Consider the following 24,461-nt stretch of genomic DNA (forward strand, 5'->3'; position numbering starts at 1 on the left):
GGCTTTGCCTCCCCAGGACGTGGTGGGTACAACCACCGTGCGTACCCATGTCGTTACTTCATGAGGCTAGGCCCGTGCCAGCAGCGTATGCGCCATGAATCAGCACATCGAGTGGTGGCTTTCGCGCCACCCGCGCAGCGTGGGCCGGGCCCGTGCGTTCCTGGCAGCGCAGGCGAAGGAGTGGAAGCTCCCCGAGGAGACGACGGAAACCGCCGTTCTGCTGCTCAGTGAGCTGATGACCAATGCCTGCCGGCATGCCAGGGTGTCGCCGGGCCGGGAGATCCGGGCGCGGTGTGTGCTGCGGTGGGACCGGTCGCTGCGGGTCGAGGTCTCGGACGCCAGCGACGTCCTTCCTGCCCCGCGCCTCGCCGCGCCCGATGACGAGTCCGGGCGGGGCCTCGCGATCGTCGCCGCGCTCGCCGATGCCTGGGGCGCGCGTCCCCGTGCGTGCGGCATCGGCAAGACCGTGTGGTTCGTTCTGTCGCCACCGTCCTGTGCTCCCGCGACCGCTGCCGTCGGTGCTCAGTATCCGGAGGGGCGGACGAGCCCGGTCTCGTAGGCGAAGACCGTGGCCTGTGTGCGGTCGCGCAGACCCAACTTGACCAGAATGCGGCCTACATGGGTCTTCACCGTCTGTTCGGCGACGACCAGCTGCTCGGCGATTTCCCCGTTCGACAGGCCCTGCGCTATCAGGGACAGCACCTCGGTCTCGCGTTCCGTCAGCACCCCGACGCGGTCCTTGCGCGGGGCGCGGGGAGTCTGGGTCGCCCGGGAGAACTCACCGATGAGCCGCTTGGTGATGTTCGGGGAGAGCAGGGCGTCGCCGGCCGCCACCACCCGTACAGCGTGGGCGAGTTCGTCCGCCGACGCGTCCTTCAGCAGGAATCCGGACGCGCCCGCGCGCAGCGCCTCGTACACGTACTCGTCCAGATCGAAGGTGGTCAGGACGAGGACCTTGACGGTCGATCCGGCGGGGGCGGTGATCCGCTGGGTCGCCTCGATGCCGCCGAGGCCGGGCATACGGATGTCCATCAGGACGACGTCCGGGGCGAGTTCGGCGACCTGGGTGATGGCGTCGTGACCGTCGACGGCCTGTCCGACGACCTCGATGTCCGGTTCGCCGTTGAGGAGCACCGTGAAGCCCTGGCGGACCATCATCTGGTCGTCGGCGATCAGTACGCGGATGGGGGTCGTCGTCATACGGGGTCCTCGGTGGGCAGGATCGTGGTCACTTCCCAGCCGCCGTCGGGTGTGCGGCCCGCGTCGAGCCATCCGCCCAGCATGGCGGCGCGTTCGCGCATGCCCAGTATCCCGTGACCGGCGCCCGGCGAAGGCGGAGGCGGCTTGTGGGGCGGGGTGTTGGTGATCCGGAGGGCCAGACGGTCCCCGCGGTAGTCGAGCTCGACACGGACGGACGCTCCGGGGGCGTGCCGTATCGCGTTGCTCAACGCCTCCTGGACGATACGGAACGCCGACAGCTCGACACCCGGTGACAGGGCCCGGCGTTCGCCGGTGGTCTCCGTGGTGACCGTGAGACCGGCGCCGCGGACGTTGGCGACGAGTTCGTCCAGCCGGGCCAGGGTGGGCTGCGGGGCGTGCCGTACTCCGTCCGCCAGGGCGTCCTCGGCTCGCAACACCCCTAGTACGCGGCGCAGTTCGGTCAGTGCCTCCACCGCGTTCTCGCGGATGCCCGCGAGATTCTCCTTCAGCGCGTCCGGAGGATTCTCGACCAGACGCGGGGCGACCTGCGCCTGGATCGATATCACCGACATGTGGTGGGCGACGACGTCGTGCAGCTCGCGGGCGATGCGGTTGCGTTCCTCGAGCAGGGTGCGTCTCGCGCGTTCCCCGGCGGTGAGCACCTGCTGCTCGACGAGCCGTTCCCGGGCGACCCGGCTCGTGCGCTGCGAGGAGCCGATGACGACGGCGACGACGAAGACGATCACGGCCCACTCGGTCTGGCCGTCCTGGGGAGGCGCGACCGCAGCGCGCTGCAGCCCCAGCAGCAGTGTGGCCACCAGCGCCGTCACGGCGGCGACGGGGCGGACGCGCAAGGCGAGAAGGAGCAGCACGAAGCCGTGCAGCACCATCCCGCCAAAGGTCCACGGCCAGTCCACGCCGAACTCGGTAGGCGACCGGAGCAGCGTGAGCAGGAAGAACGCGAGTGTCGACAGCCACCAGGCTGGTGCCGGGCGGAACATGGCCAGAACGGCTGCCGCCGACTGGAGTACGGTCAGCAGACCCACGCTTGGCGGAAGCGGCCCCGGCATCCTGCCGGTGGTGGTGGCCATGTTGAGCATCAGCAGCAATACGGCGAGCAGCACCATGTGGACGTGCGGCAGCCAGCCGAGCCACCCCGTACGCGGCAACGGGTCGCGGGCCACCGTCCACAGGTCCTCGCGCAGGATCCGTGGTGTGGCCCGCAACGCTGCCAGCAGGCGTGTGCCCCTGCCCTTCGCGTCCCCTCGGCTCTTTTCCCCCTCGCTCATGCGTCGCATCCTAGGGACGGATCTTCAGGGCGGCGCGGGCGGTCCGCGGTTCCCGTACGACCCGGGAGCCGCCCCGGCTCGCCCGCTGCCTCTGCTCGTACGTACGGAACGCGGCCCAGCACACCAGCAGAGCGCCTGCGAACACCGGCAGCCAGGCCAGCCGGGCGAGCACCCAGCCGGGGCCGTCCGGGACGGTGTGGAGTCCGGGCAGCGGCTCTCCCGCGAGCAGCCCCGTCGCGGTGACCGCCATCATCGCCGTCTGGTGCCAGAGGAAGACCGTCATCGCGGAGAGGTTCACCAGGGCCACGGCGGCCCATGCGGCGGGTCGGCGCAGCGCCCGGCGCAGCGGTTCGAGCAGCAGCAGGGCCACCCCGCACTGGGCGAGTCCGAAGGTGACGGCGGCGAGGGTCGGCGGGTTGAGGTTGGAGATCTCCGCACCCGGGACGCCGACCATGGAGGCCGGGTAGCCCGCGGATGTGACGAGCAGGGCGGTGAGGGCGGCGCCGCCCAGCAGCAGTGTCCACCGGGTCGCGGGACGCGGCAGTCCCTCCCGGGCCCAGAGCGCCCCCAGGCAGTACGGCACCATCCAGCCGGCCGGCACATTGATCCAACCGGCCATGTCCTGCCAGGCCGTGAACCCTTCGCCGTCCAGCCCGAAACGGAACAGATCGACGTGGAGGACGACGGCGATCGGCCACAGCGGGTTGAGCCTCGCGATCACCGGCGTCGCCGCCGTCAGCGCCGCGAAGACCAGCAGGAACCACATCGGGGACAGCACCAGCTTGAGCAGGGCGCGCACCGTCTCCACGCCCACCCCGGAGACGAGCAGCGCTCCCGCCACCACGGCCCAGACCACCAGCACGGCCGCGACCGGCCGGAACAGCCGGGCCATCCGGGTGCCGAGCCACTGCCGGTACGTTTCGCCGCGGGCGCGCGCCGACGTGTATCCCGTCGCACCGACCTTCCCGCCCACCAGGAAGAACACCGCCAGCGTCTGGAACAGCCAGGAGACAGGGGCGAGTTGGGGCATGTTCTGCAACGGGCTCGCGCCGCGCACCGTGCCGCTGTCGGCGACCAGGGCCGTCACCAGCCAGTGGCCGAGGATCACGCCCAGGATGGCGAAGGCGCGCAGGGCGTCGACGGCGCGGTCGCGGTTCGGGGGAGTGGCGGCCTCGATCCGCCCTGTCAGTTCACGCATTGCCGTTCTCCTCGGAAGAGGCCCGTCCGGAGGCGATCCGCGCGATGGTGCGCAGCGAATCGGTCCCCGGCTTCAGATAGTCGCTGTGGCCGACGTCGCCCGCCGTGAACACCCGGGCGCCGAACGCCTCGGAGACCGGGTCGTTGCTCCCCAGGCCGAGCTGCGTGAACGGCAGGTTCAGCCGGATGTGCGGGACCCAGGAGATCCAGTCGGCGGACCCGCGGCCGGCCCAGACGGTGGCCTTGGTGTGCAGGGACCGGATGGTGTCGACGCCCGCTCCGGGACTGCCGTAGAGCACGATGTCCGAAACGCTGGCCATGTCCGTGGTGTTCGGCCGAGCCGCGGCCACGCCGCAGACCACCGAGCCGTAGGAGTGGCAGAGCAGCGAGATCCGGGCCGTTGCCCTCAGCGCACTCAACTCGGCGACGAAGGCCCCCAGCTGCGGGGCGGCGTCCTCGGCGCGGCCCGGGGTCAGCACCTCCGGGCTCACCGTGCCGGGTGTCTCGTATCCGAGCCAGGCGACCACGGCGACCGGCTCGCCCCGCTCCCGAAGCTCCTGGTGCAGGGCAGCCGCGGCCTTGTGGAAGCGCTCGTAGGTGTCGAGGCTGGTGTCGGAGCCGGGGACGAGCACGGCGATCCGCGCGGCCGTGGCGAGATCGCCGAAGACCTCGGCCGTGCGGCCGCCGTCGCGGCCGTCGAAGGCGAGGAACTGCCGCGACGGAGCCGCCAGGGTGCGCAGCGCGGCGGCGCGCCGGTGGTCGCCGTGCCCTTCGGCCATGCGCTCCGCGGCGCGGATGGCTTCGCGGTTGACGGCGTAGCGCTCGGTGAGGGCGGCGGGCGTTGCCGTCTGTATCGGAGCAAGAGCGGGCGGAACGGGCGCGGGGACGGCGGAGGACCGGGCCGCCCCCGACAGCGGTACGGCCACCGAGGCCATCACGAGCGCGGCGAGAAGGGTGCGGCCGAGCCGGCGCCTGCGCGGGCGAGTTGCCATGGTGGGGTGCTCCTCCTGTACCGGACATCTGTCGTGCTGCCGGTGGTGAAGCTACGGATCACATGATCTGGCTCGCGTCACACCAGGGAGCCCACCTCGTACGTAGCTCCCAGGTATGACTGGTATGCGGTGCCGGTGCCGGTGCCGGTGTCGGTGCGAGTGCGAGGGGCAGTAGCCATAGCCGGCCCAGTCGGCGAGGTTGGAGCGTTTGACCGTAGGGCGTGAGCGTGACCGGCCCGGGAACCGCCCGTCGTGCCCCTCCACGCAACCGGAACGGTCATCTTTCCCTCTATCCCGGCGGAACCGGCGCTTCACGGCGTTCGCCAGGAATCCGGCCCGGCTCTGGACAACGGGAGAGTGGACCACGTGACATCACGTCGGCCCGTCGGCCCGTCGGCACGGGTACGGGAAGAACGGGGCTCCGGGTGCTCACCGCCGGCATCCTGGTAGGCGCCTACCTGACAGGGGTGAGCACGCCTGCTCTGGCGTCGAACGGCACGACGCCCGCCCCCGCCTCCAGCACGACCGCCAAGGACCGGACTCGCGTCGTGACCGAGACCTACGACCTGGGCGACAAGGCCTTCACCATCCCGAACAGCGGCACCGTCAGCGAGATAAGCGTGGTGGTGCACCGCCCGAAGACCGTGCGGGGACGGCTCCCCGTGGTGATCGTTTCCCACGGGTCGTGGTTCGCGTGCACCGACCCCGAGGCCGAGCAGTGGCCCTGCGAGAAGGGCACGCCCTACCCCAGCTACCGCGGCTACGACTACTTCGCGAAGGCACTCGCACAACGCGGCTTCGTGGTCGTCTCGCTCAGCGCGGACGCCATCAACATGACGTCCTTCGACTACGGGGACCGCGCCCGGCTGATCAACGAGCACCTGCGCCTGTGGCGGCAACTGTCCTACGGCAAGGGCGTTCTGGCCGAGCGACTGCCGGCCTTGAGCCGCCACGTGGACATGCAGCGCGTCGGGACCGTGGGGCACTCCCGGGGAGGCAAGGGCGTGATGTGGCAGGCCTCCGACAAACACCGGAACGAGGTACCCGACGGTGTCCGCATCGGGGCCGTCCTGGCCCTGGCGCCCGTCAAGTTCGACGATCCGGAAGGGGACAACAGCGACACCCTCGTCACGGACACTCCTGTGGCCGTGGTCACCGGCGGCTGCGACGGCGCGGTGGGCGAATCCGGTCAGCAGTACCTCGACGACGCCAAGGGACACTCCACCGAACCGGCGTACTCCGTCTCGCTGCGCGCCGGGAACCACAACTTCTTCAACACCCAGTGGACGCCCCCGGCCCAGCTGGGTGAGAACGACAGCACGTGCCCCGCGCGCCAACTGACCCCCGAAAGCCAACAGGGTTCCTTCACCACATACGCCACGGCGTTCTTCGAGAAACACCTCAACGACCGCCCCGAGGGCGAAGACCTGCTCACGGGCAGGAAGCCTCTCCCCGGCGTGGAGTCAACGACCCGTGTGGTCGAACCGGTGACGGACTGACCCCTCGGGACCGTCACCCACACCGGTGACCACACACGGCAGCACCGCGGCATGTGTGGAAGACTCACAACGCATCGAAGCTCCTTTGATGACACGCGACTTGATGAATCGCTCACATCAACGGAGCTTCGGCCTGTCTGGTCACACCAGGCCCAACCAAGGCCTTCGCGAGATCACATCGACCTTGCAAGAGCCCTGCCAGTGTCCCCAAGCAGGTGTCCACCAGACCGAAGCGAGATCACCCCGACGGTTTCGGCTGAGCTCGGCCTTTTGCCTGGCCCGCTGTGCAAGCGCCTCGGCTGCAGCCAACCGGGAAGACACGCAGTGCCGTTGATCCCTTACGCACACACAACAGAAATAGTATTATTTAGACCGATTCCGCGGGTTGCAGAGGTCCTCCAGCAGGGCGAGACGAGCAGCAGATGCATGCGGAGGTCGTTGCGAGACGGATTGAGGGGCCCCGATGGGCAGAACATACGGCCAGGTCATACCAGGCGTGGCAGCAGACGGCTCGGAACTCCGGTCGGGAGTGTTCAATGAGAACGAGGTGCGTGCCGCAGCCGGCCTAACGATGGTTGTCGGCGCTGTGGCGTTCGCCTTCGCCCACTTCGATCGGAACTACATTCCGCTTCAAGTGGTCGCCCATTTCTTCTTCGCCGAGTTCCTGATCCGTGTGACGCTCGGACTCCGGTACAGCCCGGCCGGGGTCGTGGCGCGCCTGCTGACCTGGCGCCAACCGCCCGACTGGGTGTCGGCGAAGCCCAAGCGATTCGCGTGGACGCTCGGCGTGATGCTCTCGCTCTCGATGACGATCATCACGAACAGCGGCGTTCGCGGCCTGCTCCCGCGGACGGTCTGCCTGATCTGCTTGCTGCTGATGTGGAGCGAGGCGGTGCTGGGCATCTGCTTGGGCTGCGAAATCCATGGGTTTCTCATCCGGCGTGGGTGGGCGAAGAAGGACGAGGCGTACGAGATCTGCGCCCACGGCGTGTGTGAGATCCCCGCCGCAAAGCCGCTTACGACCGAGTAGACAGCCCGAGGGGGCACGCTACTTGAGGTGATGTCCTCTGAGGTGGTGTGACCGTGTCGGAGACGTCCCCCGGTCGACTGACGCAGGCGAGCGACGTGGGATCAAGCCGTGAGCTGCGGTCGATCGCGATCGCGATCGAGCTCGGCGAACGGCCTCGGCGTTTGTCGGTCCGAGACGATTCGGCGGCTTCGTGGTCCTCACGATTCCGACTGCGTTCACGGCGGCTCGTGCCGCGACGTGCCGGTGCCGGTACGCGAAGGTTCTGGCGGTGCAGGTTCTGGGCATGTGGGTGGAGGCGCCCGCCGGGTTCCGGTCGGGCGCCTCCTCGGTGGTGCGGGGGTCAGACCTGGCCGGCCTTCTCCAGTGCGGAGCAGCAGGTGTCCACCAGCAGGCGGGTCACCACGTAGGGGTCGACGTTGGCGTTGGGGCGGCGGTCTTCGATGTAGCCCTTGCCGTCCTTCTCGACCTGCCACGGGATGCGGACCGAGGCGCCGCGGTCGGAGACGCCGTAGCTGTACTCGTTCCAGGGGGCGGTCTCGTGCAGACCGGTCAGACGGTCGTCGATCCCGGCGCCGTAGTGCTTGACATGGTCCATCGGCTTGGAGTCCTCGCCCAGCGACTCGCACGCGGTGATGATCGCGTCGTAGCCTTCGCGCATCGCCTTCGTGGAGAAGTTGGTGTGCGCGCCGGCGCCGTTCCAGTCGCCCTTGACCGGCTTCGGGTCGAGCGTCGCGGAGACGTTGAAGTCCTCGGCGGTGCGGTAGAGCAGCCAGCGGGCCACCCAGAGCTGGTCGGCGACCTCCAGCGGCGCCAGCGGGCCGACCTGGAACTCCCACTGACCGGGCATGACCTCGGCGTTGATGCCGGAGATGCCCAGACCTGCGGCGAGGCAGTTCTCCAGGTGCGCCTCGACCACGTCACGGCCGTGGATCTCGTCGGCGCCGACGCTGCAGTAGTAGCCGCCCTGGGGGGCCGGGAAGCCTCCGGCCGGGAAGCCCAGCGGCCGGTCGCCGTCGAAGAAGGTGTACTCCTGCTCGATGCCGAAGATCGGCTCCTGGTTCGCGAACCTCTCCGCGATCCCGGCCAGCTGCGCCCGGGTGTTGGTCGGGTGCGGGGTCATGTCCGTGTTCAGGACCTCACACATCACCAGGATGTGGTCGCCGCCGCGGATCGGGTCCGGGCAGGTGAAGACGGGCTTCAGCACGCAGTCGGAGGCGTGGCCTTCGGCCTGGTTGGTGCTGGATCCGTCGAAGCCCCAGATGGGCAGATCGGCCAGACCGGTCGCCGAACCGGCGGTGAGGATCTTCGTCTTCGAGCGGAGCTTGGCGGTCGGCTCGTTGCCGTCGATCCAGATGTACTCAGCCTTGAGGGCCATGTTTCTCTCCGTTTTCTTTCTCTGTCAGCTCGGGCATGGGGGTGCCGGCCGGGTGTTCGTCCCGTCTGCCGACGGCCGGGCAGGATCCGGCAGCGGGAGTCTGTGTGCGCTGAAGCGTGGATGAGGCGTCAGCTCGATGGCTCGGGCTCGGCCCGGGGCGTGCCGAGTGCCTGCGCCCGTTTGTTCAGCGCATCGGCGACGGCGCCGTGACCTCCGCGTTCGGCGTCGGACACCGGAGTGCCACCCCAGCGGTCTTCCGCGAGGGGGTCGGCATGGTTCTCGAGGAGATAGTCCACCACCGCGCGATGGCCCTCCGAGGCCGCGAGATGAAGGGCGGTCCGTCCGTCGTAGTCGGCGGCGTTGAGGTCGGCCCCAGCCGCCAGGGCGGCCTGCAGGTCGTCGAGATCGCCCTGACTGGCCGACCACAGCAGCCGCATGGTCGTTGCGACCTCGGTCTGGTTCCTGGTGCGGCGGGGGTCCTTCTTGCCCGTGCGTTCGCTGTCCGTGAAGGCGTCGTAGACATGGAAGTTGTAGCGGGCCACCAGCTCCTTGCAGAACTCGACGCCGCGCACGGAGTTCCCGAGTGAGTCGAGCCGGGGTGACCAGATGCAGAAGCCCATGACGCCGGGAACCACCAGCATCAGCGCCCCGGACACGCCGCTCTTCGCGGGGAGCCCGATCGTGAAGGCGAACTCGCCCGAGTAGTCGTACATCCCGCACGAGGACATCAGGGAAAGACACTTGCGGACGGTGTCCGGAGAGAACACCCTGTCGCCGGTGATCGGGTTGATGCCGGAGTTGGCGAGGGTGGCCGCGACCGTCGACAGCGACCGGGCGTCGGCCTCGATGGAGCAGCACTGGAAGTAGAACTCGAGCGTCTCCACCAGGTCGGTGCCCTCGGGGAACGCCCCGTGCTCTCGCATGAAGTAGCCGAGCGCGAAGTTGCGGTCCGCGGTCTTGCGCTCGCTCAGGTACACGGCGTTGTTGAATCCGATGGTCCCGTTGCCGGCCAGGCGCCGCCAGGTCGATGCCACATGGTCGAACCGGTCGGCGACGTCCTGCCGGGGACGGATCAGCGAACTCGACATGATCGCACCGGAGTTGATCATGGGGTTGTGCGGCAGGGCGTCCCTGTTGAGGGTGAGTTCGTTGAATCCGCGGCCGCTGGGCTCCCGCCCCACATGCCGGTGCACGAGGGCGGCACCGTGCTCTTCGAGCGTGAGGCAGTAGTTGATGGGCTTGCACACCGACTGCACACAGAAGGGCGTGGAGGTGTCACCGATGGCGAAACGCTGCCCGTCGGTGGTGCACAGCGCGATGCCGAACTGCTCTGGGTCGACCCTGCGCAACTGCGGGATGTAGTCGGCCACGGCACCATGCCGTTCATGCTTCAGGCGTTCGTACATCTCGCTGATGTCGGCCTGCATCTCCGCGAATTCCGCGATGATCAGGTCTCCGCGTATGGCCTTCGCCACGACCTGCCCGCCGCCCTGGCAGAGGGTGACGAACCTTTCGAAGTCCAGGCTCGGCGCCTGACCTCCGGCGCTCTTTTCGAGAGCGGCCCAGGCGCCCGCGATGCGAGGGTCGTCCGGCTGGATCCCGGACTTCTGGATCCGGCGGAGCAGTTCGACGGGGGAGATGTTGCCGCTGTCGTCGCGCTTGAACGAGTCAAAAAGTCTCCGGTAGTACATGAGCTCGCCCCCGGTCTGAACAGTTCCCCGCTTCGGGATGGGTTGAGCGGAGCGCTTACGCGTCGCCATCTGAGCCTTACGGACAGTGGCCATAGTGTTCCTTTCTGGTTCGAATAGCCCGTATCGCCTCAGAGGCTGAAACGACGTCAGGAAGAGGTGCTCACATCCCGGAACGGCTGGAAAGGGAAAACGGTTCGAATTCGACTGCGACAGATCGGCCCCAACCACCCGTTGTCGGCCCCGCTCGTCGATGTGCGATGCCCGGGCCTGCGGAAACTCCCTGGTGCGGTGTCAAGCGGAGCCATCCCGGAGCCCGTCCGGCTGCGGTAGTCCTCAAGATCGCCCGGACGGGACCTACCGGGACGATAGTGAAGCATTGCCACATGAATGACATGAGTCGGATTTACGCGGCATCTCCCCGTCGTTCGCCCTCAGCCAGGACACCTCGCTCTCCACGGTGAGGTGCACGCCCTTGGCGCTTCGGGCCGGGCGCTACGCTCGGGGTCCGTGCGGCCCGGCCGGTACCTGGCCGGCAGGAGGACCGGTGGGGAAGAACAGACTGCTCATGGGGATGCGGAGTGCGGCCGGTGCGCGCCGGCTGGGGGTGACCGGCTCGCTCGCGATGGCCGTCGGCGGGCTGGGCGCCGGCAGCCTGCCCGCGCACGACCCGTGGGGCCTGTGGGAGCGGCGTGACGCTCTTACGGCCGCAGCCCTCGCCTCCTCCGTCCTCGCGTACGTCGGTCTGACGCTCCTGGTCGTCGCGTGGTGGGCGTACAAGCGGTACGGGTTGCCCCGGGAGCACCGTGTGCGCGACACCGTGGTCACCCTCGCCTGGTGGGCAGCGCCCCTGATCCTCGCCCCGCCCCTCTACAGCGCCGATGTGTACAGCTACATCGCCCAGGGGGCGATGGTGCTCGAAGGCCACGACGTCTATGCGCGCGGGCCTTCGGTGCTCGGTCCCGGCTCGCTCGGCGCCGATGCGGCGGCGAGCGTGGGCGGGAACTGGACCGATACGCCCGCGCCGTACGGGCCGGTCTTCCTGCTGCTGGCGAAGTCAGTGGTCTGGATCACCGGCGGGACCGTGGTGCCCGCAGTGCTCGGGATGAGGCTGCTGTCCGTCGTCGCGCTCGCGCTGATCGTGTGGTCGGTGCGGCGGCTGGCGGTGGAGTGCGGTGCCGACGAGAGCCGGGCGTTGTGGCTGGCCGCGCTCAATCCGCTGACGCTGATGCACGTTGTGGGCGGAATGCACAACGACGGGCTGATGATCGGCCTGATGCTGGCCGGTGTTGTGTGTGCGCTGCGCGGGCGGTGGCTACTGGGCAGTGCGCTCGTCGCCCTCGCGATGATGATCAAATCGCCGGCGGCGGTCGCCCTGCTGTTCATCGCCGTGACCGTTGTGCGCGACGGGCAGGGTCCGGTGATCGCACGTGCGGCCAAGGGGATCATCGGCCCGGCGGCGGTCGCCGCCGCGGTCGCGGTGGGGGCGACGCTGCTCGCCGGCACCGGCTTCGGCTGGCTGCGCACCCAGAGCGTCGCCGCGGCGGTGCACACTCCGCTCTCCCTGACCAGTGACCTCGGCCTCGCGGCCGGGCAGCTGGCACGGCTCGCCGCCGGCACGGACCCGGCCGTGGTCAAGAGCGCGGCCCAGAGCCTCGGTCTCGCCGCCGCGCTGGCGGCGATCGCCTTCCTGGCCGTCCGGTCCCTGCGCGGCCGGCTCCATCCCGTCCACGGCCTGGGCCTGTCCCTGCTGGCGCTCGTCGCGCTCTCGCCGATGGTGCAGCCCTGGTACCTGCTGTGGGGCACGGCTGCGGTCGCGGCGACCGCGGTGTGGGACAGCCGGGTCGTCGGCGCACTGATGGTGCTCTGCACGGCCCTGGTGTACGAGACCCAGCCCTCGGGACACACCCCGGTGTACGGCTTCGTACTCGGCGCACTCGCCGCCGTGATCGCGGTACTGGCCCTGCGCGGGGACGGGAGGCACGTCCCCGACGGAAAGCCCTCGCTGCCCCGGCCCCGCGCCGAGGAGGACCCGCTCAGGGTCACCAGCGGCTGAGGCCCGCACCGCGGCATCCTCCGTCGCGCCGGCCGGTGGGTTCGCAGGTGTGACTGGCCCATCCTGGGCCGGATTCGACCACCTCGAGGAACGGACTGCGCCCCATGCACATCGTCTTCGACGGTCATGTGATCGAGACAAATTCCGGGACGCGCGAGCCGGTCTGTTCGACTCGCGCGTCCCGGTGGGCAGTGCGTGGGTATGGCGTGAGGGCGTGACTCCGTCGACGTCTACCAGGACCGGCCACTCAGTCCGGCAACACCGCGCGGGGTGCCAACGCCGGTCGGTCCGTCGTATCCGGGGACGGCGGTGCACAGGTAGGTGCCGCCGCAGGTGCCGTTGGTCCCTGTGGTGATGTCGTTGAAGGCGTGCGGGCGGGCGTAGGGGTAGGAGTTGGGGTAGGTACCGGGGGCGGGGTCGCCGGCCAGGGCGTACATGGCGGCGACCAGTGCGGTGGACAGGCTGGTGCCGCCGACCACTCGCCAGCCGGTACCGAACGTCCCGAAGGTGTTGTACACCGCAAGGCCGGTCGTGGGGTCGGCGACCGCGGAGACGTCGTTCATGGTGCGCTTGGCACACAGCGGGTCGTGCTGGAAAGGCGGCTTGGGCTCGTAAAGGGAGCAGCCGGAGCCGGTGCGGAACCAGGCGCTCTCGGTCCAGCCGCGACGGTTGCGGGCTCGATTCAGGGATGTGCCACCCACCGAGGTGACGAAGGGCGAGGCGGCCGGGTAGGTCGTTCCGTATCCACCGTTGCCCGCGGGGAAGGTGAAGGCTACGCCGGGGCGGTCACGGAAATGGTGATCGAACGAAGTCTCGAACGGGACTTCCCCGCCGGTGAGGGCCCAGCTGTTCGAGACAACCTTGGCGCCCTGCGTGACGGCTTGGTCGACCGCAGCGAGCAGGTTGCCGAGGAGGTTGTTGTCGGATTCGACGACCAGGATCCGGCAGCCCGGGCAGGCCGCGCTCACTGCGTCGACGTCCAGTGCGGACTCCAGTGCCCAGCCGCTGTTGGTGCCGGACGGGGGAGTGAGACCGCCGCGTTGGTTGATCTGGCGGAGGCAGCCGTTGGCCTTCGTGCAGGGCGGGAGTCTGAACTGGCGTCGGTAGACGGCCAGGTCGCTTTCCAGGTTCGGGTTGTGGAAGGCGACGGTGATGGCCACTGTCCTGCCGTCGCCGTGGCGGCGGGAAAGGTCGTAGGCACTGCGGATGTCCTGGGGACCGTAGCCGGGCGGCTTCGTGTTCGGCGGGGTGGAGTACATGGACGGCGAGTCGGTGCGGATCGTGGCCAGGCAGGCTGTCTGGTCGGGCTCGGACGGTTGAGCGCAGACAGCCTGGCCGCTCGGTTGAGCACCAGCGGGCGCCGCAAAGCCGGGTGCGGCCGGCGGGATGAAAGCCAGGCCCACCATGGTGAGGCTCGTGGCCAGCAGCGACCGGATCGGGCGGACACCGCGCATGACACTCCTTCGGGATCGGACGGCTGTCCCCCTGTTTCCGGAGGGCTGCCGCCGTCGGGCATCCGGGTCGGCGGCCTCCCCTGTCATGTCGCAGCGTCGGCGTCTGTCCGCACGTCCCGTCACGGCGTCTGCCGTGCGGCCCACTGTCGGTCGGGGAGCGGCACAGCGTCCTGAACGTCACCCGATGAGCCGTCAGTTGGCGTACATGAACCACCCGTACAGCGCACAGGCCCAGCCCATACGGTCAAGGAACAGCCGGGAGCCGACCGAGTCGGTCAGTCGCCGGCCGTTTGCCCGCCCGCGCGACCTGCGCGGTCAGAGGAGGGACCTGCTCACCGCGACGGGTGCGTCGTACAGACTCCGCCGGCCGCGCCTGACCGGAGGCATGGGGCAACCAGGGCCCCTCGCCCGTATGAGGCTGCCGGACCGTCCTGTCGGGCCTCCCCTCCCGACCAGGACGGTCCGGCGACCAGCCGAACCTGCCCCCGGCCCCCGAAGCGGCCCGGCACCCGCCCGGAATCACAACACAGCGGCACAGCACAACCCAGCAACACAAGGCAGCAGCTCAGCGACCTCGGGATGCCCCGTAAACGCCGCCCTCGTCCAATCCTTCCAGGTACTCACCGAAGCTCAGATTTCCGACGGCCAGGTTGGCGTCGATCCCCGCGAGCTCTGAGGCGAGGGCGCGGAACGAGCTGCCTGGCTCTTCGTCGTCCAGATCGATGAGGAGCAGGCTTCGATCTTGTGGTCGTCCCGGCGACGCGGTGGTGACTGCATCCACAACAGCCAGGTACGGATATTCGGCCTCATCGGGCACATGGGCAACAAGCTGCTGCGGTGTCATGCCGTGATAGCTCGGGTCATCCACGAACCGCACATCCATGAGCAAGCCTTCGGGGGCCCACGCACGGATCAGTTTGCACACGTCGTCCCATATCTGCTGATGGGAGAAATCCGTACGAATCACCAAGGCGCCTTCGCCGGCGGGGAGCTCCTTCACCGTTTCCACCTCTCGTTCCGTTTCGAAGCCGGACCGGCCCCTGAGGCCGGGCCCAGGGCCACATGCCAACGAAGGCTTACGGCGCTCGATCCCTCACGGTTCACACACGAGCAAGGAGGATGAGAACAGCTTCTCGGAGCCACGGCCACGTCCGGCGCGTTGGGTGTGCGCGACCCGCAGCGGAGCCTCCATCGTTGGGAACCCACTGCCGTCGGCGGCCATCTAGGTGTGCGGAGGGGGACCACAAACGCCCGAGTACGCAAGGAACTTGAGACCCGCCAGTGACGATGAGCGTCAACTCAGGCAGCGGCCTTCGCCTGATGGCCGCGTGCTCCGACCAAGCGCGCAGCCCGGTCTGCCTTCCAGTGGCACGGCTGAGAGTGCCCCCGCCAACGCCGTCGACACTCCCTCCGGCCCCCTCCTGTCCTGAGGAGCGGGGCGAAGCAACTGAACGAACCACGAACCCCACTGCGTGTTAAGGAGAAAATCTGTCATGCGGATCACCCCCATACGCAAGCGCGCCCTCACGGCTCTCACCGCAACAGCCTTGGCGTCCTCCGCGCTGTTCACCGCCGCCACCCCTGCCGCGGCAATCCAGGGCGGCCAGCCGGCCAGGGCGGCGGACTCCCCCTGGGCCGTCGCGGTCAAGCCCGCGTTGATCCCGTTCGCCTTCTGCGGCGGCACACTGATCGCCCCGACCAAGGTCCTCACCTCGGCGCACTGTGTGGACCCCTTCGTCAAGGTCCCAGGACTCCTGGAGGTGGTCTCCGGCCGCGACAAGATGTTGTCCTTTGCCGGCACCAAGGTGACCGTCGCCAGTGTCTGGCGCGATCCGGGTTACTCCACCTTCACCTACAAGGGCGAGACCGGCTACCGCAACGACGTCGCCGTCCTCACCCTCAAGTCGCCGATCAAAGCCCCGACCCTGCCCATCGCCGGACCGAACTCGCGCGATCTCTACCAGCCCGGCCGGACCGCTCGGATCCTCGGCTGGGGCACCACCTCCGCCAGCGCCATCGACGGCGGAGTCCTGCGCGCGGCGACCACCGAGGTGGTTGCCGACTCCTCCTGCGCGAGCGCCGCCTCGTACGGGGACTCGTACGACCCCCACCAGTACACGTGCGCCGGCAACTTCGCCGACGGCGGTGTCGACACCTGCCAATTCGACAGCGGCGCCCCGCTGGTGGTCAACGGTGTCGTCGCCGGCATCGCCTCCTGGGGCATCGGCTGCGGCAAGCCGGGCTATCCCGGCCTGTACACACGTGTCAGTGAGTTCTCCGCGAAGATCAACGAACAGCTCACCAAGTGAAAGACACCGCCTGACAACGGTCGCGGAACGCCCCACCCTCGGGTGGGGCGTTCCGCCCTTCATCCCGGGGGAGCCGTCCTGTGGGTGGCCGCCGCCCACTACGCCGCGACGACGGCCCCGCTTCCCGGACCGCCGTGACCTATCGGTCGGAGCCCGGCAGCCCTTGTGTGCAGCTGAGGCTCACCGTGTCGGCGAAGGTCCTGGCCGGGGGTGTCAGGGCGTCCCAGCGGCGTACGGCCCAGCCCACCCGCAGGTGGGGCAGTTCGGGGACGGGCACGAAGGCCACAGGCCCGTCCTCGTCCGGAACGGGCCGGCCGGGCAGTCGCGGTATGACCGCGTGGCCGAGGCCGAGCCCGGCCAGCAGGATGGCCGTGTCCCAGTCGGCGACGCTGGTGCCGGAGGGGACGGAAACGCCCAGCCCGGCGAAGGCCGCGTCGAGGTGTGCCCGGGAGGCAGAGTTCTCCGGGAGCCGGATGTGGCGCAGGGCGGCGAGTTCGGCGGCCTCGACCGCCGTCCGCCCGGCCAGCGGGTCATCGGTGCGTACGGCCAGCACCCAGGGCAGTTCGACGACGGTGCGCTGCTCGATGCCGCGCACCGGGGCACCGATGGTGATCCAGGCGAGGTCGAGCGCGGCGGCGGACAGTGCGTCGAAGCAACTGCGGCTGGAGTTCTCCGTCCGGAACTCCAGGAGCACCTCGGGATAGCGCCGGTGGAAGTCGACGACGGCGTCCGCCATGAAGTGCCGCACCGTCGTGGCGCCCGTCGTCACGCGTACGGATCCGGCCTCACCCCTCGCGAGCTCCTCGAGGCGGTGCAGCGCGAGGTCGAGTCCGCTGATGCCGTCCGCGGCCGCCGCCTGCAGGATGCGTCCCGCAGGGGTGGGCACGACTCCACGCGGACGGCGTTCGAGGAGGCGGACGCCCGTCTCCCGTTCCAGCCGCTTCACATGGTGGCTCACCGCCGACTGTGTGCAGGAGAGGTCGCGGGCGACGGCGCTGAGGCTCCCGGCCCGGCACACCGCGACGAAGACGCGCAGATCGTCAAGGGTCACAACCCCCAAGCTATCGCTTGGAGATCGTCAAGCTAATTCAAGGATTGACTGGGGTGTGCGAGCTGACTGATGATCAATCCAGGGCCCACGGGCGGCAACCCGCCCCTGTCCCGCCGAGGTCCGGACCGAAGGCGGGAGCAGGGCGGGTGCCGACCCACCCCCGTCCTCGGTCCGGTTCCTCCCACCCCCGCGTCCCCCTCCGTGCGTCTCAGGCGCCGACGGTTCCGTCGATCCCCTCCCTGAGGAAGTCGGCGTGCCCGTTGTGGCGTGCGTACTCGTGGATGAGGTGCAGCATCACGAGCCGCAGCGACACCTCCTCGCCCCATCTGGCCTGGTATCCGGTGACGTCGAGCGATTCCGCCTCGCGCTCGATGCGGCGTGCGTGCCCGACTTCCGTCTCCCACGCGGCGAACGCCTCCGAACGCGTCGCCCCCGTCGCGTCGTACGCCGCCTGGTAGTCGCCCTCGTCCGACCAGACGAGTGGGATCTCCTCGCCCGCGATCACCCGGCGGAACCAGGAGCGTTCCACCTCCGCCATATGCCGGACGAGTCCGAGCAGCGACAGTGTGGACGGCGGCATGGACTGCCGGCGCAACTCGTCGTCGGACAGGCCTTCGCACTTCATGGCCAGCGTCGCGCGGTGGAAATCGAGAAAGCCCCGCAGCATCTCGCGCTCGGCGCCGCGCACGGGTGGCCCGATACGTGTGTCTTCCGTCATGGAGATCACGGTAGGCATGGGCGGGCCGCGATCGTCAACTGACTTGAAAGGGACCCTTGATGAGGCGCGAGGCACACTCGACAATGCGCATGACATGTCCGGAAGCCGCTCCGGACTCTCCTGTCGCAAGAGGGGACCCCCACATGAACAAGCCTCTCGTCGGCGCGCTCCTCGCCCTCACGCTCCTCGGAGCAGGGACCGCGCCCGCGATCGCGTCGGCTCCGGCCGAAGCCCCGGCACCCACGGCGGAGAAGGCCGTGAAGGCCGTGAAGGCGGTCAACTTCGCCGGGACCGTCGCGCTCAGCAACTGTTCCGGCTCCGTCGTCCGTATGCCCGGCTCGGCGGCGAACGACCCCGCCCTCGTGCTCTCCAACGGACACTGCCTCGAAACCGGCTTCCCCGGCCCCGGTGAGGTCGTCGTCGACAAGCCCTCCAGCCGTTCCTTCGGCCTCCTCAACGCCTCGGGCAGCAGAGTCGGAACGCTGCGCGCGAGCAAGATCGCGTACGCGACGATGACGGACACCGACATCTCGCTGTACCAGCTCACCAGTACCTACGCGCAGATCGAGAGCCGCTACGGCATCAAGGCGCTGGAGCTGAACGCCGGCCACCCGGTCAAGGGCACCGCCATCAAGGTGGTCTCGGGCTACTGGAAGCGGATCTACAGCTGCAACATCGACGGCTTCGCCTACCGCCTGAAGGAAGGCGACTGGACCTGGAAGGACTCGGTCCGCTACACCTCGTCCTGCAACACCATCGGTGGTACCTCCGGCTCGCCCGTCGTCGACAACGCCACCGGCAAGGTCGTGGCCGTCAACAACACCGGGAACGAGGACGGCGCACGCTGCACGGTGAACAACCCGTGTGAGGTCGACGAGAACGGCGCCGTGACGGTCCGCCAGGGCATCAACTACGCCCAGGAGACGTACATCGTCGTCCCGTGCGTCGGCACGGGCAACAAGATCGACCTCGGCCGGGCGGGCTGCACGCTGCCCAAGCCGTAGGACGCGACCGCCCCGGCCGTGTGCCGGACACCGACGACGATCGGTGTCCGGCACACGGCATCCGCTGTGCGGATTCCGGCCATCCGGCCGATCCGGCAACGTACTGTTGCTGCCATGGCAAACAACGATGCCGCCGGCGTCGGCGACGATGCCGCTGTCCTGGCCGCCGTGGGCCCGCGACTGCGCGCGCTGCGCACCAAGCGCGGCATCACCCTGACCCGGCTCTCGGAGGCCACCGGCATCTCGGTCAGCACCCTGTCCCGCCTCGAGTCCGGCGAGCGCAAGCCCCAACTCGAACTCCTGCTGCCCCTCGCACGCGTCTACGAGGTGCCGCTCGACGAACTCGTCGGCGCGCCGCCGGTGGGCGACCCGCGGGTGCGGCTCAAGCCGATCAGACGCCGCGACGCGACGATCGTTCCGCTGACCCAGCACCCCGGCGGGCTGCAGGCGTTCAAGATGGTCATGCCCTCCAGCCGCAGCACGCCCGAACCCCGTACGCACGAGGGCTACGAATGGCTGTACGTGCTCAGCGGCAATCTGCGTCTCGTGCTCGCCGACCACGACATCGTGGTCAGGGCGGGCGAGGCCGCGGAGTTCGACACCCGGCTGCCGCACTGGTTCGGCAGCACCGGTCAGGCGCCGGTGGAGATCCTCAGCCTCTTCGGAGCACAGGGCGAGCGCATGCACGTCCGGGCGAAGCCGCGCGGCGGGTAGCCGCGGGCAGGGGGCACGTACCGGCAGGTCACACCGGTCAGAAGAACGTACGGATGTAGTCGACGACGGTCCCGTCCGCCTCGACCACCGGAATCAGCTGCCACTTGTCGAACGAGGTGCACGGATGCGACAGACCGGTGCCCACCCAGTCGCCGACCTCGAGATCCGCGCCCTCCTCCGTGCTGAGCCAGGTGTGCTGGTCGGACAGGCGGGTGACGGTGATGCCGTCGGCAGGGCGCACCTCGCCGGTCCGTGCGTCACGGACGACCTGGGCCTCCGGCAGCCCCAGGTCGTAGGCGGCGTCGCGCTTGCCCGCGTTGGTGAACGCCTGGAGCGCGGACGGGCGGGAGAGGACCTGGGCCCAGAGGCGGAACGCGGGCTCCAGAGCGCCCTCCTCGGGGACCCTGTTGAAGGGGGTGAGGTGCTGGTAGTGGCCGGAGTCGTGCGAGACGTAGGCGCCGGAGCGCAGCAGCTTGAGCACGGGGCGGGACAGCTCGGGGATCTCCGCGAAGACATCGGCGACCGTGTCGAACCAGGCGCTGCCGCCCGCGCTGACGACGATCTCCTGCGCGTCGCCGAACCGGCCGTCCTTGTCGAGGACGGTGGCGAGGGAGACCAGCCGGAGCAGCCAGTCGCGCACCCGCTCGGGGGTCGCGTCCGGGACCTCGCCCTCATAGCCCGCGACACCCACCAGACGCAGGGTGCGCGCGGCCGAGACGGCCTCGGCGACGGCGGCACAGTCGGCCTCGGTCCGGGCGCCGGTGCGGGCGTCCTCGCCCGCGGCGAGCTCGATCACGACGTCCAGGGGGCGGCGGGCCCCGGCGGCGGCGAGCGCCTGGTCCATCAGCTCGACCCCGCGGACCGAGTCCACGTAGCAGACGAGCTCGAAGCCGGGGTCGCGGTCGAGCTCCGCGGCGAACCAGCGCAGGGCGACCTCGTCGACGAGCTCATTCGCGAGGAAGATCCGCTGGATGCCGTACGCGCGGTACACACGGGCCTGGTGCGGCACGGCGGCGGTGATGCCCCACGCCCCGCGCTCCAGCTGGCGCTCGAACAGCTGCGGCGCCATGGAGGTCTTGCCGTGCGGGGCGAAAGCGAGGCCGTGGCGCTCGGCGTAGGTCTCCAGGAGAGCGAGGTTGTGCTCGAGGGACTCAGCGGACAGTGCGAGCACCGGGGTCGTGAAGCCGCCGGTGAACAGATTGCGCCGCTGCGCCGCCAGCTCGCCGACGGTCAGGCCCTCGGCATCCGGCGGGAGCGCCTTGAACCGGTGGTCGACGCGCTCGTCCGCGAGCCGGGTGACGGGCGTGGACGGGGCGGGGGTGCCGGCGTGGCCAGCAGCCATGGGGGCCTCCTCGGGGTACGGCGTACAGCGGCGGTATGTGCAGTGTCCATTGAACATACCCATGGTCGCTGTCCGGCTTCCGGGGCCCCGGACGACCGTACCGGGGCCACCGGGCCACCGGATCATCGCGCACGTTCCTCGCGCACGTTCCTCGTACACGCCGGGGCGTCCGGACCACGACAGGCCCGGACGCCCCCTTGCCTCACGGCCCGAGCCGTGTCATGCCTTGCAGTACTGCTGTTCCTTGCCGATTGACCGGTACATGCAGTCCGCGTTCTCCATCAGCTGCAGCACCGCGTCCCGGTTGCGGTTCGTCTCGCGCTCGATCACCTCGTCGGGCGGGTAGAAGCCGCCGCCGCCGAAGCCCGACGGGTACATCTCGAAGGTGTACGAGAAGATCTTCTGGTTGCCCCACAGCCAGTCGTCGATCGACCCGTCCGTGATGTAGAGGTCGCTCGCCTGCTCGGGCGTGTAGCCGTTGCTCGCGGCCATCTTCTGGCCGACTGCGGCGAACGCGTCCCGGTCGTCCTGGGTCATGCCCGGTGCGGTGTTGGCGGTCGTGTAGCCGTACGGCCACAGCACCAGCTCGCTGTAGGTGTGGAAGTCGATGCCGGCCTTGATCTGCTGCTTGCCGCCGACGACGCGGGAGCGTGTGAAGTCGGCGACGACCTTGACCTCGGGCGCGGACTCGGCGGACCTGCCGCGGTAGGTCTCGGAGCCGGTGGAGCCCGAGGAGCCGCCGCAGCAGCCCCACTTGTAGTTCCAGTTGCGGTTCAGGTCCGTACCGACGTACGACGAGCCCGAGTTCGGCTGACGGTTCTTGCGCCAGCTGCGGTAACGACCGGTGGCGATGTCGTACTCGCCTCCGTCCGGGTTGAGGTCCGGCACGATCCAGATCTCGCGGCTGTTGACCGCGTTGGTGATCCGGGAGTCGCTGCCGTAGTCGTCCCCGAGCTCGCGCAGCAGATAGAGCGCCATCTCGACGGTCAGGTGCTCACGGGCGTGCTGGTGGTGGGTGAAGAGGATCTCGGGTTCGTTCTCGTCGGTGCCGACGTTGTCGCTGACCTTGACGGCGATGATGTCGCGGCCTTCGTAGGACTTGCCGATCACCCGCTTGCTCATGATGTCGGGGTGGGCGGCGATGCGCTGGTCGATCTCCGCCTTCATCTCGGCGTAGTTGTGGTACTTCGCGTCCGCGGACGGGAAGTCGAACGCCTTCGCCGTCGCACCCGCGGCGATGCGGGCGGGCGGTCCCGGCAGGGGTTCGAGCGCATGGCCGAGCGCGCGCAGTCGCTTCGCCTGGGCGGCGTTGGCGCTGACGACGACGGAGTGTTCGTCGGCCTCGTCGATCGACACGCCGGTGGCGGCGATAGCGGTCCGTTCGGCGACGGTGGACGGGCCGTGGATCTCGTACTGCCTGGTCTGCTCCTCCTGGAGGGCCGCGGGAGCGCGGTCCGTGCCGGGGGAGGGGGCTGCGGTGGCGGTGAAGGGCGCGGCTACGGCCAGCGCCAGCAGGGTCGCGAACGCGGCGGACCGCGTGGCGGACCTTCTGCCACCGCCGCGGATACGAAGTCGCATGCTGTCTCCTGGGTAGGGAGTGTGGGGGTTGCTCTGCGACGTGCGGGTGTGACGGGCACATGGTGGGGGTCTGGCATGCCCCGGTCAAGGGTGCGCTTCGGCCACGAGTGGGACGACGACTTGAGTTCGACGACGACTTGAGTTCGACGGCGACTTGGGAAGGCGGGACCCCGGCCCACTGACGGAGACCAAGGCGGAAGGCGCGCAGACACCTGCGGCCCGGACCCGCAAGGCGAGTGGGAAGCATATCGGCCCGGGCGTCGTTGTCGCGGCAACCGGCTTAGGGGGTTTCTGATGGATCTCCGTGGAGGAAAGAGCGGCCGCCGCGCCGCTGTTCCGTGGTGCCGTGTCTGCGGCAGGTGCGTGAACTGCCCTGCAGGCATCCCGTCATACTGGCGTGCATGACGTATGGCGGCCACCCGGACCAGCACCACGCCCAGGGCGCACCCCCACCCCCGGGTTTCGGACCCCCGATCCCGCCTCCGCCGCAGCCGGGGTACGGCCCGGGCGCGCCGCAACAGCCGTCCCCGGCCGGGTACGGCCCGCCACCGCAGGCTCCCTACGGGGCACCGCCCCAGGCCGCCGGGTACGCCCCGCAGGCTCCCTACGGCCCTGCGTACCAGGGCGGTTACGCGGTCCAGCCGCCGGGCCCGCCCGTACCGGACGGCCCTGAATTCATCGCGCACGACCGCCGGAACTCCGTCATCGTCGATGTGAACGGGGTGGCCCTGGAGGTGCAGGGCCACACCATGGAGTTCCCCTGGTCCGCGATCGCCACCGTCCACTTCGCTCCGGCGCCCCACGGCACGGTCCTGATGGTGGCCGTCTCGCACGCGGCCGGGATGCTCTACGAGTGCCGGGTCACCGCCCGTCGCCAACCGCAGCTCCAGCAGTGGCTGGCCCAGCTCGGCCCCGTACTCCACCACTTCCTGGCGAACCGCCCGCCGGCCGTCTGAGAGGCCGGGAGGGGCGGCCCTCCCGGCTCGCCTCCGTCCTGCCGCCCGACGCCCCTACGGCCCGCCGCCGAAGAAGCCGGACCTCAGGTCCTGGACGACGGCGTCGAGTGGATGACCGCTCACGATGAACGGTCCGCTCCAGGGGGCGCTGAGTGCGAAGAGCAACGCCAGGCTCAGCCCGACCACACTCGCAACGCCCACGACGAGCAGCGATGTTCGCAGGCTGCTGCGGAAGATCAGTGCGCCGGCGTTCACGATCAATGCCAGCCCGCTGGCCACGAGCGTGACGACATAGAGGCCGGGCACGTCGCGCGACGCGGCCGCGACGCGGAAGCGCCGGCTGCTGGTGACACTGTCCAGGGAGACCAGCAGCTCCGTGCCCGCCGGTGATCCCAGCTCGGGCCTGGCCGCCTCGGCACGCACGGTTCGCTCCAGCCGTGCGATCGCGTGAGCGGTGGCCGGATCGTCACCGGACGCCGCTGCCGCGCCTTTCCATTCCCTGGCACGCGTGGTCCGCAGATAGTCCAAGAGCGCCGCATGGATCGGCTCGGACTGGACTCGAGGGCTCGTCGCCGCCCACGCCAGCCGGGAGGTCGCGGCCGCCTCGTCGCTCACCAGCCCTTCCGCTGCGCGCAGATAACCGGCCTCGCTGGCCAGGGTGAGTGCGGCGAAGATCGCGAAGGCGGCGCCGAGCGTGGGCATCAGGGGCATGGCGATCTGCGGCACCCGGTCCTGTTCCCCGACCGGTACGAGCGCCCGGACGCCGACGCGTGCCAGGGCCGCGACCAGGAGGGCGACGAAGAGCCAGCCCCCCACCAGCACCAATGCCGGCAGTGAGGTCAACCAGTTCATCGCATCACCTACAGCGCGTTCCCGTGAGCGCCATACGGCGGGGCGACCCTATGGCCCCGCGATGTGGAGCTCCTCGTCGGCCACCTTCAACGAACGCTCCATGATCACAGCTCGGGGACCTCCGGTGCGCGCGACGCCCGGCACGACCCCTCGCTTC

20 protein-coding genes and 1 pseudogene are annotated in these 24,461 nt (G+C 69.5%); 8 read left to right on the forward strand and 13 right to left on the reverse strand.

Going from position 1 to position 24,461, the window contains the following annotated elements:
- Positions 1-94: 94 nt before the first annotated feature.
- A complete protein-coding gene (locus tag ACTWOL_RS23845; protein WP_474298799.1) occupies positions 95-559 on the forward strand; it encodes an ATP-binding protein in 465 nt (154 codons plus the stop codon).
- On the opposite strand, the gene ACTWOL_RS23850 is transcribed toward ACTWOL_RS23845, so the two are convergent.
- Genes ACTWOL_RS23850 through ACTWOL_RS23865 form a run of 4 tightly spaced genes read right to left on the reverse strand, consistent with a single transcriptional unit; the run spans position 523 to position 4,678 of the window.
- Positions 523-1,200, reverse strand: a complete 678-nt coding sequence (locus ACTWOL_RS23850) for a response regulator (protein WP_474298800.1) — start codon at positions 1,198-1,200, stop codon at positions 523-525. The two genes, ACTWOL_RS23845 and ACTWOL_RS23850, sit on opposite strands and share 37 nt — an antisense overlap.
- Positions 1,197-2,489 (reverse strand): sensor histidine kinase, encoded by a 1,293-nt coding sequence (locus ACTWOL_RS23855; RefSeq protein WP_474298801.1) that lies wholly within the window; start codon positions 2,487-2,489, stop codon positions 1,197-1,199. The genes ACTWOL_RS23850 and ACTWOL_RS23855 overlap by 4 nt, the downstream gene beginning before the upstream one ends.
- Positions 2,490-2,499: 10 nt before the next feature.
- Positions 2,500-3,687 carry an acyltransferase family protein gene (locus ACTWOL_RS23860; protein WP_474298802.1) on the reverse strand — a complete coding sequence of 396 codons (1,188 nt, stop codon included), beginning with the start codon at positions 3,685-3,687 and terminating at the stop codon, positions 2,500-2,502.
- Positions 3,680-4,678, reverse strand: coding sequence for an alpha/beta hydrolase (locus ACTWOL_RS23865; RefSeq protein WP_474298803.1), 999 nt, complete (start codon positions 4,676-4,678; stop codon positions 3,680-3,682). Before ACTWOL_RS23865 ends, ACTWOL_RS23860 begins: the two co-directional genes overlap by 8 nt.
- 467 nt (positions 4,679-5,145) lie before the next feature.
- On the opposite strand from ACTWOL_RS23865, the gene ACTWOL_RS23870 reads away from it, so the two are divergent.
- On the forward strand, positions 5,146-6,177 hold the full coding sequence (locus tag ACTWOL_RS23870) for an alpha/beta hydrolase family protein (protein ID WP_474298804.1): 1,032 nt from the start codon (positions 5,146-5,148) through the stop codon (positions 6,175-6,177).
- Between the two features lie 496 nt (positions 6,178-6,673).
- Positions 6,674-7,207 carry a DUF4395 domain-containing protein gene (locus tag ACTWOL_RS23875; protein WP_474298805.1) on the forward strand — a complete coding sequence of 178 codons (534 nt, stop codon included), beginning with the start codon at positions 6,674-6,676 and terminating at the stop codon, positions 7,205-7,207.
- Positions 7,208-7,547: 340 nt separating this feature from the next.
- Here ACTWOL_RS23875 and glnII read toward each other — a convergent pair whose 3' ends face one another.
- Both glnII and glsA read right to left on the reverse strand, forming a co-directional pair.
- Positions 7,548-8,582, reverse strand: coding sequence for a glutamine synthetase (gene glnII / locus ACTWOL_RS23880; protein ID WP_474298806.1), 1,035 nt, complete (start codon positions 8,580-8,582; stop codon positions 7,548-7,550).
- Between the two features lie 128 nt (positions 8,583-8,710).
- Positions 8,711-10,366, reverse strand: a complete 1,656-nt coding sequence (gene glsA, locus ACTWOL_RS23885; RefSeq protein ID WP_474298808.1) for a glutaminase A — start codon at positions 10,364-10,366, stop codon at positions 8,711-8,713.
- Between the two features lie 451 nt (positions 10,367-10,817).
- Between glsA and mptB the strand changes: the two genes are divergently transcribed.
- Positions 10,818-12,326 carry a polyprenol phosphomannose-dependent alpha 1,6 mannosyltransferase MptB gene (mptB, locus tag ACTWOL_RS23890; protein ID WP_474298809.1) on the forward strand — a complete coding sequence of 503 codons (1,509 nt, stop codon included), beginning with the start codon at positions 10,818-10,820 and terminating at the stop codon, positions 12,324-12,326.
- Between the two features lie 230 nt (positions 12,327-12,556).
- Here mptB and ACTWOL_RS23895 read toward each other — a convergent pair whose 3' ends face one another.
- Both ACTWOL_RS23895 and ACTWOL_RS23900 read right to left on the reverse strand, forming a co-directional pair.
- Positions 12,557-13,780, reverse strand: a complete 1,224-nt coding sequence (locus tag ACTWOL_RS23895; RefSeq protein ID WP_474298810.1) for a S53 family peptidase — start codon at positions 13,778-13,780, stop codon at positions 12,557-12,559.
- A gap of 565 nt (positions 13,781-14,345) precedes the next feature.
- The gene (locus ACTWOL_RS23900) at positions 14,346-14,789 is read right to left on the reverse strand and encodes a DUF6924 domain-containing protein (RefSeq protein ID WP_474298811.1); all 444 of its coding nucleotides are present in this window, start codon (positions 14,787-14,789) and stop codon (positions 14,346-14,348) included.
- A gap of 484 nt (positions 14,790-15,273) precedes the next feature.
- Between ACTWOL_RS23900 and ACTWOL_RS23905 the strand changes: the two genes are divergently transcribed.
- The gene (locus tag ACTWOL_RS23905; protein WP_474298812.1) at positions 15,274-16,089 is read left to right on the forward strand and encodes a S1 family peptidase; all 816 of its coding nucleotides are present in this window, start codon (positions 15,274-15,276) and stop codon (positions 16,087-16,089) included.
- Between the two features lie 139 nt (positions 16,090-16,228).
- Here ACTWOL_RS23905 and ACTWOL_RS23910 read toward each other — a convergent pair whose 3' ends face one another.
- Together ACTWOL_RS23910 and ACTWOL_RS23915 are read right to left on the reverse strand one after the other, a co-directional pair.
- On the reverse strand, positions 16,229-17,140 hold the full coding sequence (locus ACTWOL_RS23910) for a LysR family transcriptional regulator (RefSeq protein WP_474298813.1): 912 nt from the start codon (positions 17,138-17,140) through the stop codon (positions 16,229-16,231).
- Positions 17,141-17,348: 208 nt separating this feature from the next.
- Positions 17,349-17,858: a DinB family protein gene (locus ACTWOL_RS23915; RefSeq protein WP_474298814.1), complete on the reverse strand. Its 510-nt coding sequence runs from the start codon at positions 17,856-17,858 to the stop codon at positions 17,349-17,351.
- A gap of 143 nt (positions 17,859-18,001) precedes the next feature.
- Here ACTWOL_RS23915 and ACTWOL_RS23920 point away from each other — a divergent pair, with 143 nt between their 5' ends.
- Both ACTWOL_RS23920 and ACTWOL_RS23925 read left to right on the forward strand, forming a co-directional pair.
- Positions 18,002-18,862 carry a S1 family peptidase gene (locus tag ACTWOL_RS23920; protein WP_474298815.1) on the forward strand — a complete coding sequence of 287 codons (861 nt, stop codon included), beginning with the start codon at positions 18,002-18,004 and terminating at the stop codon, positions 18,860-18,862.
- A gap of 114 nt (positions 18,863-18,976) precedes the next feature.
- Positions 18,977-19,576 (forward strand): helix-turn-helix domain-containing protein, encoded by a 600-nt coding sequence (locus ACTWOL_RS23925; protein ID WP_474298816.1) that lies wholly within the window; start codon positions 18,977-18,979, stop codon positions 19,574-19,576.
- A 37-nt stretch (positions 19,577-19,613) separates the two neighbouring features.
- Here the strand turns inward: ACTWOL_RS23925 and ACTWOL_RS23930 are convergent, their stop codons facing one another.
- Both ACTWOL_RS23930 and ACTWOL_RS23935 read right to left on the reverse strand, forming a co-directional pair.
- The gene (locus ACTWOL_RS23930) at positions 19,614-20,918 is read right to left on the reverse strand and encodes an alanine racemase (protein ID WP_474298817.1); all 1,305 of its coding nucleotides are present in this window, start codon (positions 20,916-20,918) and stop codon (positions 19,614-19,616) included.
- 228 nt (positions 20,919-21,146) lie between these two features.
- Positions 21,147-22,496, reverse strand: a pseudogene (locus ACTWOL_RS23935) (M14 family metallopeptidase); the annotation flags it as partial.
- Between the two features lie 401 nt (positions 22,497-22,897).
- On the opposite strand from ACTWOL_RS23935, the gene ACTWOL_RS23940 reads away from it, so the two are divergent.
- The gene (locus ACTWOL_RS23940) at positions 22,898-23,452 is read left to right on the forward strand and encodes a hypothetical protein (protein WP_474298818.1); all 555 of its coding nucleotides are present in this window, start codon (positions 22,898-22,900) and stop codon (positions 23,450-23,452) included.
- Positions 23,453-23,506: 54 nt separating this feature from the next.
- Here ACTWOL_RS23940 and ACTWOL_RS23945 read toward each other — a convergent pair whose 3' ends face one another.
- Entirely contained in the window at positions 23,507-24,304 is a 798-nt protein-coding gene (locus tag ACTWOL_RS23945; RefSeq protein ID WP_474298819.1) for a bestrophin-like domain, read from the reverse strand.
- Between the last annotated feature and the right edge of the window lie 157 nt (positions 24,305-24,461).

The sequence above is a fragment of the Micromonospora sp. IBHARD003 genome, assembly GCF_056106285.1.